This window comes from Pseudomonas batumici (genome assembly GCF_036585405.1).
Taxonomy (GTDB): domain Bacteria; phylum Pseudomonadota; class Gammaproteobacteria; order Pseudomonadales; family Pseudomonadaceae; genus Aquipseudomonas; species Aquipseudomonas batumici.
Genome location: NZ_CP144470.1, coordinates 2815078 through 2829672 on the forward strand (window position 1 = coordinate 2815078; position 14595 = coordinate 2829672).

The window sequence follows — 14595 nt, forward strand, 5'->3', positions numbered from 1 at the left end:
CATGCGCTTGATCATCGTCAGCGGCCGCTCCGGCTCAGGTAAAAGCACCGCCCTCGATGTTCTCGAGGACAGCGGCTATTACTGCATCGACAACCTGCCGGCCGGCCTGTTGCCGGAACTGGCCGAGCGAGCGCTGATCCATACCGAGCTGGCACAACCGCTGGTCGCCGTATCCATCGACGCACGCAACCTGCCCAGCCACCTGTCGCGGTTCCCGGAACTGCTGGCTGAAGTGCGCAGCCGGCATATCCAGTGCGATGTCCTGTACCTGGACGCCGACGAAGAAACCCTGCTCAAGCGCTTCTCCGAAACCCGTCGGCGCCACCCGCTGAGCAGTGCCGATCGCTCCCTGGCCGAGGCCATCCGCGACGAAAGCAACCTGCTGGGGCCGATCTCGGACCTGGCCGACCTCAAGGTCAATACCACCCACCTGAACCTCTATCAGTTGCGTGACACCATCAAGCTGCGCCTGCTGAACCAGCCGGAACCGGGCACGGCCTTCCTGGTGGAGTCATTCGGTTTCAAGCGCGGGATGCCGGTGGATGCCGACCTGGTGTTTGACGTACGCTGCCTGCCCAACCCCTACTGGAAACCGGAGTTGCGCGAACAGTCCGGGCTCGACCAGGCGGTGGCCGAGTACCTGGCCGCACAACCGGATGTCGAGGAAATGTACCAGGATATTTCCAGTTATTTGCTCAAATGGTTACCGCGTTTTGCCGCCAGCAGCCGCGCTTATGTCACTATTGCCATCGGCTGCACGGGGGGACATCACCGCTCCGTCTACCTCACCGAACGCTTGGGCAAGGCCCTGCAACAATCCCTGAAGAACGTCCAGGTCCGCCACCGCGACCTTAGCTGAAAGGACCCCCACCGCGATGCCCGCTCTGGAAATTGAAATCATCAACAAACTGGGTCTGCACGCCCGCGCTTCAGCGAAGTTCGTCGGCGTTGCCGGCCAGTTCCCCTGCCAGATCCGCGCCGGGCGCACACCTGAAAGCATGGTCGACGGCAAGAGCATCATGGCCATGATGATGCTGGCGGCCGGCAAGGGCACCCGGATTCACCTGAAGACCGAGGGCGAGCAGGAAGATGACGCGATGGCCGCACTGGTCAAGCTGATCAACAACTATTTCGACGAGGGCGAGTAACCCCGCCCTCCCCGCCGCCCCTACACCTTTCAGCGCGTGTAAAGCACACGCCACAAAAAAGGCGCGCCATCCAGCGGATGGCGCGCCTTTTTTCAACCCATGCAATCAGCTACCGGCCACAGTCATCCGCTCGATCAGCACCGAGCCCGTGCGGATATGGCTGCGCAGCTCAAGATCGCTGCCTACGGCGACGATCTGCTTGAACATGTCACGCATGTTGCCGGCAATGGTCACTTCCTGGACCGGGAACTGGATTTCGCCATTCTCGACCCAGAAACCCGCCGCGCCCCGCGAATAATCCCCGGTGACCATGTTCAGGCCCTGGCCCATCAACTCGGTCACCAGCAGCCCGCGCCCCATGCGCCGGATCAGCGCGTCCTGGTCCTCGACCCCATGGGTCACGAACAGATTGTGCACGCCACCGGCGTTCGCCGTGCTTGGCAGGCCCAGCTTGCGCCCCGAATAGGTACCCAGCACATAGGAGACCAGGGTGCCATTTTCCACGAACGGCTTGGCATAGGTCGCCAGGCCGTCGCCGTCAAAGGCCGAGCTGGCCATGCCGCGCATCAGGTGTGGACGCTCGTCGAGGGTCAGCCACTCCGGAAACAGGCGCTGGCCCATCGCCCCCTCGAGGAACGAAGACTTGCGGTACAGGTTGCCGCCGGAGATCGCCGAGAGGAAACTGCCGAACAAGCCACCGGCCAACTCCGCCGAGAACAGCACCGGCACTTCGCAGGTCGGTACCGGACGCGCGCCCAGGCGGCTGGCCGCCCGCTGCGCCGCCTTGCGGCCAATGCTGACGGCATCCGCGAGCAATTCACCCTGGCGATTGACGTCATACCAGTAATCGCGCTGCATCTGGCCGTCGCCTTCGGCGATCATCACGCAGCTGAGGCTATGCCGGGTCGATGCCGAACCGCCGATAAAACCGTGGCTGTTGCCATACACCCGGCAACCCTGGGAAGTGCTCAGGGTGGTGCCGTCGGCATTGCTGATCCGGCTGTCGGCATCGAAGGCCGCCGCCTCGCAGGTCAGCGCGCGCTCGATGGCCTGCTCGGGGCTGATGTCCCAGGCATGGAACAGATCGAAGTCCTTGAGCTCCTTGGCCATCAGGGCGGCGTCGGCCAGGCCCGAGTGCTCGTCTTCAGAGGTGTGCTTGGCGATGGCCAGGGCCGCCGCCACGGTTTCGCGAATCGCTTCGGGGCCGCTGGCCGAGGTGCTGGCCGAACCCTTGCGCTGGCCCACGTACAAGGTGATGCCAAAGCCCTGGTCACGGTTGAACTCGACGGTTTCCACTTCCCGCTGGCGCACCGAAGTCGACAGCCCCTGCTCCAGGGATACCGCCACCTCACAGGCACTGGCACCCTGGCGTTTGGCTTCGGCGAGAATCTGCTCGACCTGCTCCTGCAGGACCGGCAACGCCTGCGGGCCGACGCTTTGTGCTGAACTCATGGCTTTCTCCACTCGCTTTCTATACTTAAAAGCAGCCTTCGCTCGAGGTCTTCGAGCGACCGGGCCGGACAAGCGGCCCCCGACTGGTTATCATGGCGGCGTTTCTTTGCGGACTGCCACCATGGTTGATTCTTACGACGACTCCCTCGATGGGGAGAAAAGCAAATCCCAGGTCAAACGCGAGCTGCATGCTCTGGTTGATCTCGGCGAGCGCCTTACCACCCTCAAGCCCGACCTGCTGGCAAAACTGCCACTGACCGACGGCTTGCGCCGCGCCTTGGCCGATGCGCCGAAGCACACCGCGCATATCGCGCGTAAACGGCATATCCAGTTCATCGGCAAGCTGATGCGCGATCAGGACACTGACGCCATCCTGGTGTTGCTGGATCAACTCGACGCCTCCACCCGACAATACAACGAACGTTTCCATAATCTCGAACGCTGGCGCGATCGCCTGATCGCAGGCGCCGACGATGTACTGGAAAAATTCGTCGTCGAATACCCGGACGCCGATCGTCAGCAACTGCGCTCCCTGATCCGCCAGGCTCAACACGAGCTTGCGCAGAACAAGGCGCCGGCCTCCAGCCGTAAAATCTTCAAGTACATCCGTGAGCTGGACGAAACTCAACGCGGCCTGCGCTGATCTTCGCCACGGGTGAGCCCATCCGGCGCTCACCCGAAGCTCCGACTCTTCCTACGCCCCCGTGCCACCCACGGTGATGGCATCGATCTTCAAGGTTGGCTGGCCGACGCCCACCGGCACCGACTGCCCATCCTTGCCGCAGGTACCCACGCCGCTGTCCAGCGCCAGGTCGTTGCCGACCATCGACACCCGGCTCATGGCTTCCGGTCCGTTGCCGATCAGGGTCGCGCCCTTGACCGGCGCAGTGATCTTGCCATCCTCGATCAGGTAGGCCTCGCTGGTGGAGAACACGAACTTGCCGCTGGTGATATCCACCTGGCCGCCGCCGAGGTTGGCGCAATAGATACCGCGCTTCACCGAGGCGATGATTTCCGCCGGATCGCTTTCACCGCCGAGCATGTAGGTGTTGGTCATGCGCGGCATCGGCAGGTGTGCGTAGGACTCGCGACGGCCGTTGCCGGTGCGGGCCACGCCCATCAACCGGGCGTTGAGCTTGTCCTGCATATAACCCTTGAGCACACCGTTTTCGATCAGCGTGGTGCACTCGGTCGGCGTGCCTTCGTCGTCGACGCTCAGGGAGCCGCGACGACCCGCCAGGGTGCCGTCATCGACGATGGTGCAGAGCTTGGACGCAACCATTTCGCCCATCCGCCCGCTGTAGGCCGAACTGCCCTTGCGGTTGAAGTCGCCTTCCAGGCCGTGGCCCACCGCCTCGTGCAGCAGCACCCCGGACCAACCGGAGCCGAGCACCACCGGCAGGGTGCCGGCCGGCGCGGGAATCGCCTCGAGGTTGACCAGCGCCTGGCGCAGGGCCTCGCGGGCATAGCCCATGGCCCGGTCTTCGCTGAGGAAATAACGATAGTCGGTGCGCCCGCCGCCGCCATGACCGCCACGTTCGCGACGCCCGTTCTGCTCGACGATCACACTGACATTGAAACGCACCAGCGGCCGGACATCCGCCGCCAGGCCGCCATCGGTGGAGGCAACGAGAATCCGCTCCCAGACCCCGGCCATGCTCACCGAGACCTGCTGGATACGCGGATCCAGGGCCCGCGTGGCGACATCGACACGCTTGAGCAACTCGACCTTCTCGGCACGGCTCATCACGTCCAGCGGGTTGTCCGGCGCATACAAGCGCGTCACGTCCTGGCTGCTGAACACCTGGACCTTGCCATGTTGGCCGGCCCGGGAAATCGAGCGCGCGGCACGCGCCGCCGAGCCCAGGGCTTCGAGGGTGATCGCGTTGCTGTAGGCAAAACCGGTTTTTTCACCGGACTGCGCCCGCACGCCGACGCCCTGGTCAAGGTTGAAACTGCCTTCCTTGACGATGCCGTCTTCCAGGGCCCAGGACTCGGAAATCTGCCCCTGGAAATACAAGTCGGCGGCGTCGATGCCCGGCCCGGCCAGATCGCCCAGCACCGTTTGCAGGCTTTCAATGGTTACGCCACCCGGCGCCAACAGATGTTCGCTGACTGAGGACAACAACTCGCTCATGATTTTGCGCCTTATTTCGTCATTCCGATGCAGGCCGCTGTGCGCCCTGCGAGAAAAAGCGCCGATGGCTCGCCACCGGCATCCGCGCCCGGATGGACGCCTGTTCATGACTGTCGCGTTCGGCCAACAACACCGCTTCGCCTTGATCCTGTTCGGCGACGATGCGCCCCCAAGGGTCGACAATCGCCGCATGACCAAAGGTTTCCCGTGGCCCCGGGTGCACGCCGCCCTGGGCCGCCGCCAGCAGGTAACACTGGGTCTCGATGGCCCGGGCGCGAATCAGCACCTCCCAATGCGCCGCCCCCGTCACGGCGGTAAAGGCCGAGGGCGCGGTAATCAATTCGGCACCGGCCTTGCGCAACTCGCTGTAGAGCTCGGGAAAGCGCAGGTCGTAGCACACGCTCAGGCCCAGGCGGCCGACCGGCGTATCGGCCACCACCACCTGGCTACCATGAGCATAGTCATCGGATTCGCGATAACGCCCGCGATTGTCCGCCACGTCCACATCGAACAGGTGCAGCTTGTCGTAACGCGCCACCGCCTCGCCCTGCTCGTCGATCAACAGCGAGCAGGCATTGGCCTTGGCATTCGGCTGGTCGACAGGCGGCAACGGCAAGGTACCCGCCACTATCCATAACTTGAGGTCGCGGGCGGCCTGTTTCAACCAGGGCAGGATCGGACCGATGCCCAGGGCTTCGGCCCGACCGATCTCGGCGACGTCGCGACGGCCCATGGCGGCGAAGTTTTCCGGCAGCACGGCCAGCCGCGCTCCGCCCTCGGCCGCACGCTCCAGCAGCGCGCGGGCCTGGGCCAGGTTGGCCAGCACATCGCTCTGGCTGACCATCTGAATGACGGAAAAGGTCATGGCGCACTCCTTCAAGGGTATGGCGCCATGCTACTCCATGCAGCTGCACGCCCAGTACAAATAGTGTCGGCGCAACAGCTTTTCGCCGGGCCCTTACTTCTTGTCAAACGGCTTGTCGAAGGTGATCTTCGGTTCCTTCCAGGGACCGGTGACGGTGTACTTAACACTGGCGAAACGAGCCACTCGGTCGCCGATCAACTTGTCGATCAGGAACAGTGCACCGCCGACGGCCGGTGCGCCGACGATCAACGCGGCAATCGGCAGGTTGTTGGTCACTGGCAAGGTCACCAGCAGCTTGGCATCGACCCGGTCGGCGACCATATCGAGGGTGCCGTTGAGTTCAAGGTTGCTCGAAGGCCCCGTCAAGGTGATCGGGTTGCGTGTCACATACACCCCCTCGCTGGCCACCAGCAGCCCCTTGACCCGGTCATAGCTCAGGCCTTTGCCCAGCAGGTCGGAAAAGTCCAGGCGCAGGCGACGACCGATGGAGTTGAAGTTCAACAGGCCGAACACCCGCAGTGCCTGGGCACCGCCATCGGCCTCGACGAACTGGCCCTTGTTGAAGGTCGCATCGATACTGCCCGAGAAGCGCTTGGGCCCGACCCAGGCCGGTGAGCCGGGCCAGCGGCCGTCGACGTCGATGTGGAAATCGTCACTGGTGACCGTCGGGGCGAAGCTCCAGGCCTTGAGCACATCCGCCAGGTTCTTGCCTTCCAGGCGCCCGTTGAACCAGCTGACGCTGGTGCCGGGCACGCCTTCCCAACCGCCGGAACCTTGCAGCAGCATGCCCTTGAGGCCGAGACTGAGGTCATTGAGCTTGATGCCCTTGGGCGTCGGACGCGCCTTGAGCGACCAGCCTCCCATCAGGTCGTTGCCCTGGAACAGTTTCTCGATACTCAAGTCCACCGCCGGAATCTGCCGGGGATCGACCGAAGCCAGCGGGTCCGGGGCGTTCTCATCGGCCACCACTTTCGGGTCCGGCGCCGGCAGACGCACATAGGCCAGCTTGACGCCAATCGGAACGCCCTTGGCATCCGGCAACGTTACGCTGCCCTTGGCCTGCTGACTGTCGATCTGCAAGCCCCAGGCATTGGCGCTGCGAGCCATCTGCAGATTCACCTGGTCGAACTGGGTACCGAAAGCGCTGAGCTTGTCGACCTTGAAATCCGCACTGCTGAGCAATTGCCTGGCGCTACCGCCCGGATCCTGACCGGCATAACGGTCGGCAACGGCCTTCCAGGGCTCCAGGTCCAGCTCCGACAAGACGCCGCGGACCCGCAGGCCCTGGGTCTCCGGCAACTGGGCCTCGCCTTCGCCGAGGAACAGTTCGCCACGCCCGTCGCCAAACCGGCCGTTCGGTGCGGCAAAGGTGAAGTTGGCCAGGGTGCCGTAGTCGAGCCAGTAACGCCGCTCGGCGCCTTGCAGCGTCATGCGGAACATGCTGTCGCGGCCTTGGCTCGCCGGCAGGCCGAACGGTGCCGGCAGGTCGACGGCAACCCCCTTGAGATTGGAGTTGATCATCAACTGGCTGTCGGCGCCGTTCAGGGTCAGTTGCAACTGGTAAGGCAGGTCACCCGAGATCGGTAACGGCTGACTGACACCCAGCCAATCGCTGAGCCGCTTGATCGCCACCTGCCCCTTGGCCACAACCCGGGTATTGAGGCTGCCCGGTTTGCCATCGGCGAAAATCTGCGCGGTGACGGGCCGCTCGAACGCCTGGGCGCTGATGTTGTCGGCGCTCAGGCCCTTGGCGCTGTCGAAACGGAAATTACCCTTGAGCTGGCTCAGCTCCAGGGCCGGATCAGGCAGCTTGAAGTTGGCCTTGTCGGTCTTGAACTCCACCAGGATCTTCGGCTCATCGGCCTTGACCAGTGGCACATCCAGGCTCACCTTGCCCGACAGGTCGCCATTGGCCTGCCAACCGGCAAAGGTCGAGGCGGTGCCGATCGGGGCTTCCTGGAGAATCTTCAGGCCATCGCCCAGCGCCCCGACAAAGTTGCCATCGAGGAACATATGGCTGTGTTGCCCGCTGGGCACGTGGGGAATATTGACCGCGATGTCGCGGACCTGGGTGTCGAGCAACTGGCCTTCGCTGGCCTTGATCCGCACCCCGCTGTCCTCGATGAAGACATCGCCCTTGACCTTGCTGACATGGGGCCAGCCCGGCTGGAACGCCAACTCCGCGTCATGAACCTTGAAGAACAGGCTGATACTGCGCGCCGCGGCCGATGCATCATGGTTCAGCGAGCCCTGGTACTGGAAGAAACCCTGCTCCACCGCGCCATGCAGGATCGAACTGCGCAGCCATTCGTCCAGCGCCGGGCTCAACACCGCCGGCAGGTACTTGGACGTGTAGCGCCCCTCGCCATCCACCAGGCCGACCCGCAGGTCCATGTAGTCTTCCGTGCCCTGGGCGAAGTGCAGGCGAATAAGGAAGTCGGCGGCGATCTTGCCCTCCTCCCCCAGCACCTTGATGTAGGGCGCGATCAGCGTGAAACCTTCCTGGTCCAGGCGCCAGGTCAGGCGGGCATTGGCCTGCAGGTACTGCCAGGGATTGTTGAAGATCGGGTACAGGTGCAGGGAGAAATCCTTGCTGTCCAGGCGCAGTTCGCCCTGGCCGAGGTCGCCGCTGATGCTGCCGCTGACGTTACGCGCCGCCGGGGCGCCATGGTAGGCATCGAAGCCGACCCGCTCCAGGTTCGCCGCGAAACTCAGCTTCTGGTCGCCGCTTTCCTGGGGGCGGTAATCCAGCAGCACATTGCGCAGCGCACCGGTGACCTTCAGGTGATCGATGGCCGTGGCCAACCCCTCGGGCAAGGGCGCCAGGGCGTCGAGCAGGGGGGTGATCGGCGTCAGGTCCAGGCGATCGGCCTGCAGGTGCCAGCGCTCCTGCTCCTTGTCGGTGGCGGCGAGCTGCTGCAATTGCAGGCGGCTTTCCCAGCGCGTCTTGCCCAGGCTCATGGCCAGGGAGTCGAGCTGCACGTCGTAACCCTGCCCGGTGCGTCGGACGAAGGCGTTGAGGGCCAGGTTGTCGATGCTGGCCGCCTTGCGTCCGGCATAAGCCCCCTGGAATCGCGGTGCATTGAGCCGGGCCACGGCACTCTGCAGCGTCCCATCGGCCCAGTTCAACCAGAACTCGCCACCGGCCTTGAGCTCGGTGAGCTTCCATTGTCCGCTCAGGCGCGCCGGCAGCCAGCGCGCCCAGTCGCTTTGCGGCAGGCTCAGGTAGGCTTGCACCATGCCGTTGCGCCAGTCACTGGCCTGCACGCGGGTTTTCAGGTTCAGGGCCAGGGGCTGGCCATCGGGCAACGTCAGACGCAGGTCGAGGCGCTGGCGGGAAACACCGCTCTCCAGGTTGAGACCGACGTAAGTCAGGGTCAGCGGCGATTCGCCGAAAGGCTGCAAGGTCACCTGGCTGTCGAGCAGCGAAAGCTGCCTGATCATTTGCAGGCGCGTCAGCAACTGCCCGGGGTCCAGCGGCTGGTCGTCCTGCACCGGAAAACCCTGGAGCGCCCAGTGGCCGTCCCGGTCTTCTTTCAGGCTCAGTTGCAGGCCGCCCAGCTCAAGATGGGCAATACGGACTTCCCGCGCCCGCAGGCTGGCCCAGAGATCGGGAATCACCTGGACCTTGTCCAGCAACAGCGCCGAAGCCCCCTCGCCGACCTTCACGTCATGGGCCAGCAGCACCGGGGTCAGGCCGTGCCAGCGCCCCTCCAGGCTGCCGATGGACAACGGCAGGCCCACGGCGACCTGGGCCTTGTCTTCGATTTCGGCACGATACTCGGCCACCAGCGGCACCAGTTGCCGACCGAGGCTGGCATACAACGCCACCAGTACCAGCAACAACGCTCCCAGCCCCAAGCCCCAACGGGCCAGGCCGGCAACAAAGCGTGTCAGACGCTCCATGTCAGTGTCCCCTCAGGCAAGCTTCAATGAAAAGGCCAACGCAGGACTCGGCAGGCAGGTTTTCTTCAATACGGGAAATCAGAGCAGCACCACGTCATATTGTTCCTGGGAATACATGGTTTCGACCTGGAAACGAATGGTGCGGCCGATAAAGCCTTCCAGCTCGGCGACGTTGCCGGACTCTTCATCCAGCAGACGGTCGACGACTTTCTGGTTGGCCAACACTCTATAACCTTCGGCCTGGTAGGCACGGGCTTCACGCAGGATTTCACGAAAAATCTCGTAGCAAACCGTTTCCGGGGTCTTCAGCTTGCCGCGCCCCTGGCAGCAGTTGCAGGGTTCGCACAGCACCTGCTCGAGGCTCTCGCGGGTGCGCTTGCGGGTCATCTGCACCAGGCCCAGCTCGGTGATGCCGATGATGTTGGTCTTGGCGTGATCGCGTTCCAGCTGCTTTTCCAGGGTCCGCAGGACCTGGCGCTGGTGCTCCTCGTCTTCCATGTCGATGAAGTCGATGATGATGATCCCGCCGAGGTTGCGCAGGCGCAGTTGCCGGGCAATGGCGGTAGCCGCTTCGAGGTTGGTCTTGAAGATGGTTTCTTCGAGGTTGCGATGACCGACGAATGCCCCGGTGTTGACGTCGATGGTGCTCATGGCTTCCGCCGGGTCCACCACCAGGTAGCCGCCGGACTTGAGCGGGACCTTGCGCTCCAGGGCCTTCTGGATCTCGTCCTCGACACCATACAGGTCGAAGATCGGCCGCTCGCCGGGGTAGTGCTCCAGGCGGTCGGCGATTTCCGGCATCAGTTCGGCGACGAACTGCGTGGTCTTCTGGAAGGTTTCCCGCGAGTCGATGCGAATCTTCTCGATCTTCGGGCTGACCAGATCACGCAGGGTGCGCAGGGCCAGGCCAAGGTCTTCGTAGATCACGCTGGGCGCGCCGATGGTCTTGATCTGCGCGCCGATCTGGTCCCAGAGGCGCCGCAGGTAGCGGATGTCCATCATGATCTCGTCCGCCCCGGCACCTTCGGCCGCCGTGCGCAGGATAAAACCGCCGGCTTCGGTGATGCCTTCGCGGGCAACGCAATCGCTGACCACCTGCTTGAGGCGCTCGCGCTCGGCTTCGTCCTCGATCTTCAGGGAAATGCCGACATGGGCGGTGCGCGGCATGTACACCAGGTAACGCGACGGGATCGACAGTTGCGTGGTCAGGCGCGCGCCCTTGGTGCCGATGGGGTCCTTGGTGACTTGCACCACCAGGCTCTGCCCTTCGTGAACCAGCGCGCTGATGCTCTCCACCGCCGGACCTTCGCGCATGGAGATTTCCGAGGCATGGATAAAGGCCGCCCGGTCCAGGCCGATGTCGACGAACGCCGCCTGCATCCCCGGCAGTACCCGCACCACCTTGCCCTTGTAGATATTGCCGACGATGCCACGCTTCTGCGTACGTTCGACATGAACCTCTTGCAACACACCGTTCTCTACCACCGCCACGCGCGATTCCATTGGCGTGATGTTGATCAGGATCTCTTCACTCATGGCTGGGTCTCGTTCAGGCGTATTCACAATAAAATTGCCGTATCACGGGCGTGCGGCAATCAGCGCACGACAAGGTTTTGCCAACAGGGTATGCCGAAATGGCCGAGCAGTTCTGCGGTTTCGCACACGGGCAGGCCGACGACGGCGGAGTAACTGCCATTCAGCCCGGCCACGAAAACCGCCGCCAGGCCTTGAATAGCATAGGCGCCCGCCTTGTCCTGCGGCTCGCCGCTGGACCAATAGGCATGAGTTTCCTCTGCGCTTATCGAGCGAAATTTCACCAGGCTGCGCACCACCCGCGACTCGCAACGCTCACCATTGAGCACGGCAATGGCGGTCAGCACTTCGTGTTCGCGAGCGGACAAGGCCAGCAACATCGCCTGCGCATCCGCTTCATCCAGCGGCTTGCCGAGAATCCGACCGTCCAGCACCACGGCGGTGTCGGCACCCAGCACACAGGTACCGGCCGCGGCTTGCGTGACGCCCAGGCGAGCGCGTCCGGCCGCGGCCTTGGCCCGCGCCAGGCGCTCGACATAAGCCAGCGGGCTTTCATCGGGTAGCGGGGTTTCGTCGATATCGGCACTGATGACGCTGAACGGCACGCCGATCTGGGTCAGCAGTTCACGCCGACGCGGTGAGCCGGAAGCCAGGTAGAGCGAGGTCATCGAGACATCTCCATGTCAGGACTCTTTATAGGAGCTGTGTCAGCAGGATCGGCAGCTCACCCGGAAATGGCACGCGAGATCCTGTCAGTTGATTTTGAAGCGTCGGCGCAATCCGCGCAGACCAAAGCTGACCCAGGGCCAGAGCAAGGCACTGACCAGGGCCGGCAGCACCAGTGCCAGGGTCGGTTGGCGGTTGCCGGTCAAGGCACTGAGCCAGAGTTGCACCAACTGCGCCAGGCCGAAGATCACCAGGATCACCAGGCTCTGTTGCCACATCGGGAACATCCGCAGGCGTTGTTGCAGCGACAGTACGAGGAAGGTGATGAGGGTCAGGATCAGCGCGTTCTGGCCCAGCAGGGTGCCGTAGAGCACGTCTTCGGCCAGGCCCAGCAGGAACGCGGTGACCATGCCGATCTGGTGCGGCAGGTACAGCGCCCAGAACGCCAGCAACAGCGCCAGCCAGAGCGGACGCAGGATCTCCATGAACTGCGGCAGCGGCGAGACGCTGAGCAGCAGGCCGATGGCGAAGGTCAGCCAGACGATCCAGCCATTTCGGGATAAGGTGGTACCAGCCATTATTCCTCCGTCCGGGGGGCTGCCCGTGTCGCCGCCGGCGGCTTGCTGGCGGGTGGTTTGGCAGTCGTTGGCTTGGCGGCATGCGCCGGCTTGGCCGGGGTTGCCGGTGCGGCAGCCGGTTTCGCGGGTGTAGCCGGCGCGGCAGCCGGTTTGGCGGGCGTCGCCGGCGCGGCAGCGGGCTTGGGCACCGTGGCCGGCACCACGGGCGCGCCGTCACCGCCCTGGCGATCCGCTTCCTGGGCCTGGGCCGCTTCATTGGCCCGCTCTTCCGGGGTGCGGCTGTCGCTGAACACCAGCAACAGGTAACGGCTGCGGTTCAACGCCGCCGTCGGCACGGCACGGACGATGGCAAACGGCTGGCCGGAATCGTGAATCACTTCCTTGACCGTTGCCACCGGGTAACCCGCCGGAAAACGCTGGCCCAGGCCGGAACTGACCAGCAGGTCGCCTTCCTTGATATCGGCGGTGTCGGCGACGTGGCGCAGTTCGAGGCGCTCGGGATTGCCGGTGCCGCTGGCAATGGCCCGCAGGCCGTTGCGGTTGACCTGTACCGGAATGCTGTGGGTGGTGTCGGTGAGCAGCAATACACGCGAGGTGTAGGGCATCAACTCGACCACCTGGCCCATCAGGCCACGGGCATCGAGCACCGGTTGCCCGAGGACCACGCCGTCACGCTCGCCCTTGTTGATGATGATGCGATGGGTGAAGGGATTGGGGTCCATGCCGATCAGCTCGGCCACCTCGACCTTCTCGTTGACCAGCGCCGAGGAGTTGAGCAACTCGCGCAGGCGCACGTTCTGCTCGGTCAAGGCCGCGAGTTTTTGCAGGCGCCCTTGCAACAGCAGGTTTTCGGTCTGGAGCTTTTCGTTCTCGGCGACCAGTTCGGTACGACTGCCGAACTGACTGGCCACGCCTTGCCACAAGCGCTGCGGCAGATCGGTGATCCAGTACGACTGCATCAGCACCAGCGACATCTGGCTGCGCACCGGCTTGAGCAGCGTGAAACGGGCATCGACCACCATCAGCGCGACCGATAGCACGACCAGCACCAACAAGCGCACGCCCAATGAGGGGCCTTTGGCAAAAAGCGGTTTAATAAGCCGCTCCTCCCAGGCAATGAGTCATTTTATTCATACGGCATCACACCGGCCTGGATGAAGATTGACAGAAGATAAACACAACAGGCAGCACTGAAAAGTGCTGCCTGTGAGCGCAACAGCATAGAGCCTCTCAGCGAACTTACTCGCTGGAAAGCAGATCCATGGTGTGCTTATCCATCATTTCCAGGGCACGACCGCCGCCACGAGCTACGCACGTCAGCGGATCTTCGGCAACGATCACCGGCAGGCCGGTTTCCTGGGCCAGCAGCTTGTCGAGGTCACGCAGCAGCGCGCCACCACCAGTCAGCACCAGGCCACGCTCGGCGATGTCCGACGCCAGTTCCGGCGGCGACTGCTCCAGGGCGCTCTTCACCGCCTGGACGATAGTCGCCAGGGATTCCTGCAGGGCTTCCAGCACTTCGTTGGAGTTCAGGGTGAAGGCACGTGGCACACCTTCGGCCAGGTTACGGCCGCGCACGTCGACTTCACGCACTTCACCGCCCGGGTAGGCCGTACCGATTTCCTGCTTGATGCGCTCGGCGGTGGATTCACCGATCAGGCTGCCGTAGTTGCGACGTACATAGGTGATGATCGCTTCGTCGAAACGGTCGCCGCCCACACGTACGGACTCGGCATAGACAACGCCGTTCAGGGAGATCAGCGCGATTTCAGTGGTACCGCCACCGATATCGACGACCATCGAACCGCGGGCTTCTTCCACCGGCAGGCCGGCACCGATGGCGGCAGCCATCGGCTCTTCGATCAGGAACACTTCACGGGCACCGGCACCAAGGGCCGATTCACGGATGGCGCGGCGCTCGACCTGGGTCGATTTGCACGGCACGCAGATCAGCACGCGAGGGCTGGGCTGCAGGAAGCTGTTTTCATGCACCTTGTTGATGAAGTACTGCAGCATCTTTTCGCAGACGCTGAAGTCGGCGATCACGCCGTCCTTCATCGGACGAATGGCAGCAATGTTGCCCGGCGTACGACCGAGCATGCGCTTGGCCTCGGTGCCGACGGCCACGACACTCTTCTGGTTGCCATGGGTGCGAATCGCAACGACCGAGGGCTCGTTCAGGACGATACCGCGCTCGCGCACGTAGATAAGGGTGTTGGCTGTACCCAGGTCGATGGAAAGATCGCTGGAAAACATGCCACGCAGTTTCTTGAACATTGGAAAGGGACCCTGGGCAACGCGTGGGTAAAA

At 63.7% G+C, this 14595-nt stretch carries 12 protein-coding genes; 3 read left to right on the forward strand and 9 right to left on the reverse strand.

What is annotated here, in order from left to right; translation table 11 throughout:
• Position 1 precedes the first annotated feature (1 nt).
• On the forward strand, positions 2-859 hold the full coding sequence (gene rapZ, locus NUH87_RS12760; RefSeq protein ID WP_040064261.1) for an RNase adapter RapZ: 858 nt from the start codon (positions 2-4) through the stop codon (positions 857-859).
• Between the two features lie 16 nt (positions 860-875).
• The gene (locus tag NUH87_RS12765; RefSeq protein ID WP_040064260.1) at positions 876-1148 is read left to right on the forward strand and encodes an HPr family phosphocarrier protein; all 273 of its coding nucleotides are present in this window, start codon (positions 876-878) and stop codon (positions 1146-1148) included.
• 105 nt (positions 1149-1253) lie between these two features.
• On the opposite strand, the gene pmbA is transcribed toward NUH87_RS12765, so the two are convergent.
• Entirely contained in the window at positions 1254-2600 is a 1347-nt protein-coding gene (pmbA, locus tag NUH87_RS12770; RefSeq protein WP_338526223.1) for a metalloprotease PmbA, read from the reverse strand.
• Positions 2601-2721: 121 nt separating this feature from the next.
• Here pmbA and yjgA point away from each other — a divergent pair, with 121 nt between their 5' ends.
• On the forward strand, positions 2722-3243 hold the full coding sequence (gene yjgA / locus NUH87_RS12775; RefSeq protein WP_040064257.1) for a ribosome biogenesis factor YjgA: 522 nt from the start codon (positions 2722-2724) through the stop codon (positions 3241-3243).
• A gap of 51 nt (positions 3244-3294) precedes the next feature.
• On the opposite strand, the gene tldD is transcribed toward yjgA, so the two are convergent.
• The 8 genes from tldD to mreB form a co-directional block, all read right to left on the reverse strand.
• The gene (tldD, locus tag NUH87_RS12780; protein WP_338526224.1) at positions 3295-4737 is read right to left on the reverse strand and encodes a metalloprotease TldD; all 1443 of its coding nucleotides are present in this window, start codon (positions 4735-4737) and stop codon (positions 3295-3297) included.
• A 19-nt stretch (positions 4738-4756) separates the two neighbouring features.
• Positions 4757-5602 (reverse strand): carbon-nitrogen hydrolase family protein, encoded by an 846-nt coding sequence (locus NUH87_RS12785; RefSeq protein ID WP_338526225.1) that lies wholly within the window; start codon positions 5600-5602, stop codon positions 4757-4759.
• A 93-nt stretch (positions 5603-5695) separates the two neighbouring features.
• A complete protein-coding gene (locus NUH87_RS12790; RefSeq protein ID WP_338526226.1) occupies positions 5696-9508 on the reverse strand; it encodes a YhdP family protein in 3813 nt (1270 codons plus the stop codon).
• Between the two features lie 78 nt (positions 9509-9586).
• Positions 9587-11044 carry a ribonuclease G gene (rng, locus tag NUH87_RS12795; protein WP_040064253.1) on the reverse strand — a complete coding sequence of 486 codons (1458 nt, stop codon included), beginning with the start codon at positions 11042-11044 and terminating at the stop codon, positions 9587-9589.
• A gap of 59 nt (positions 11045-11103) precedes the next feature.
• Positions 11104-11709, reverse strand: coding sequence for a nucleoside triphosphate pyrophosphatase (locus NUH87_RS12800; RefSeq protein ID WP_338526227.1), 606 nt, complete (start codon positions 11707-11709; stop codon positions 11104-11106).
• An 84-nt stretch (positions 11710-11793) separates the two neighbouring features.
• Positions 11794-12285, reverse strand: coding sequence for a rod shape-determining protein MreD (mreD, locus tag NUH87_RS12805; protein ID WP_040064251.1), 492 nt, complete (start codon positions 12283-12285; stop codon positions 11794-11796).
• On the reverse strand, positions 12285-13382 hold the full coding sequence (gene mreC, locus NUH87_RS12810) for a rod shape-determining protein MreC (RefSeq protein WP_338526807.1): 1098 nt from the start codon (positions 13380-13382) through the stop codon (positions 12285-12287). The genes mreD and mreC overlap by 1 nt, the downstream gene beginning before the upstream one ends.
• A 142-nt stretch (positions 13383-13524) precedes the next feature.
• Positions 13525-14562: a rod shape-determining protein MreB gene (mreB, locus tag NUH87_RS12815; protein ID WP_002555108.1), complete on the reverse strand. Its 1038-nt coding sequence runs from the start codon at positions 14560-14562 to the stop codon at positions 13525-13527.
• Between the last annotated feature and the right edge of the window lie 33 nt (positions 14563-14595).

Coding starts and splice junctions, on each gene's coding strand:
- rapZ (WP_040064261.1), top strand. CDS start 2: ATGCGCTTGATCATCGTCAGCGGCCGCTCCGGCTCAGGTAAAAGCACC.
- NUH87_RS12765 (WP_040064260.1), top strand. CDS start 876: ATGCCCGCTCTGGAAATTGAAATCATCAACAAACTGGGTCTGCACGCC.
- pmbA (WP_338526223.1), bottom strand. CDS start 2,600: ATGAGTTCAGCACAAAGCGTCGGCCCGCAGGCGTTGCCGGTCCTGCAG.
- yjgA (WP_040064257.1), top strand. CDS start 2,722: ATGGTTGATTCTTACGACGACTCCCTCGATGGGGAGAAAAGCAAATCC.
- tldD (WP_338526224.1), bottom strand. CDS start 4,737: ATGAGCGAGTTGTTGTCCTCAGTCAGCGAACATCTGTTGGCGCCGGGT.
- NUH87_RS12785 (WP_338526225.1), bottom strand. CDS start 5,602: ATGACCTTTTCCGTCATTCAGATGGTCAGCCAGAGCGATGTGCTGGCC.
- NUH87_RS12790 (WP_338526226.1), bottom strand. CDS start 9,508: ATGGAGCGTCTGACACGCTTTGTTGCCGGCCTGGCCCGTTGGGGCTTG.
- rng (WP_040064253.1), bottom strand. CDS start 11,044: ATGAGTGAAGAGATCCTGATCAACATCACGCCAATGGAATCGCGCGTG.
- NUH87_RS12800 (WP_338526227.1), bottom strand. CDS start 11,709: ATGACCTCGCTCTACCTGGCTTCCGGCTCACCGCGTCGGCGTGAACTG.
- mreD (WP_040064251.1), bottom strand. CDS start 12,285: ATGGCTGGTACCACCTTATCCCGAAATGGCTGGATCGTCTGGCTGACC.
- mreB (WP_002555108.1), bottom strand. CDS start 14,562: ATGTTCAAGAAACTGCGTGGCATGTTTTCCAGCGATCTTTCCATCGAC.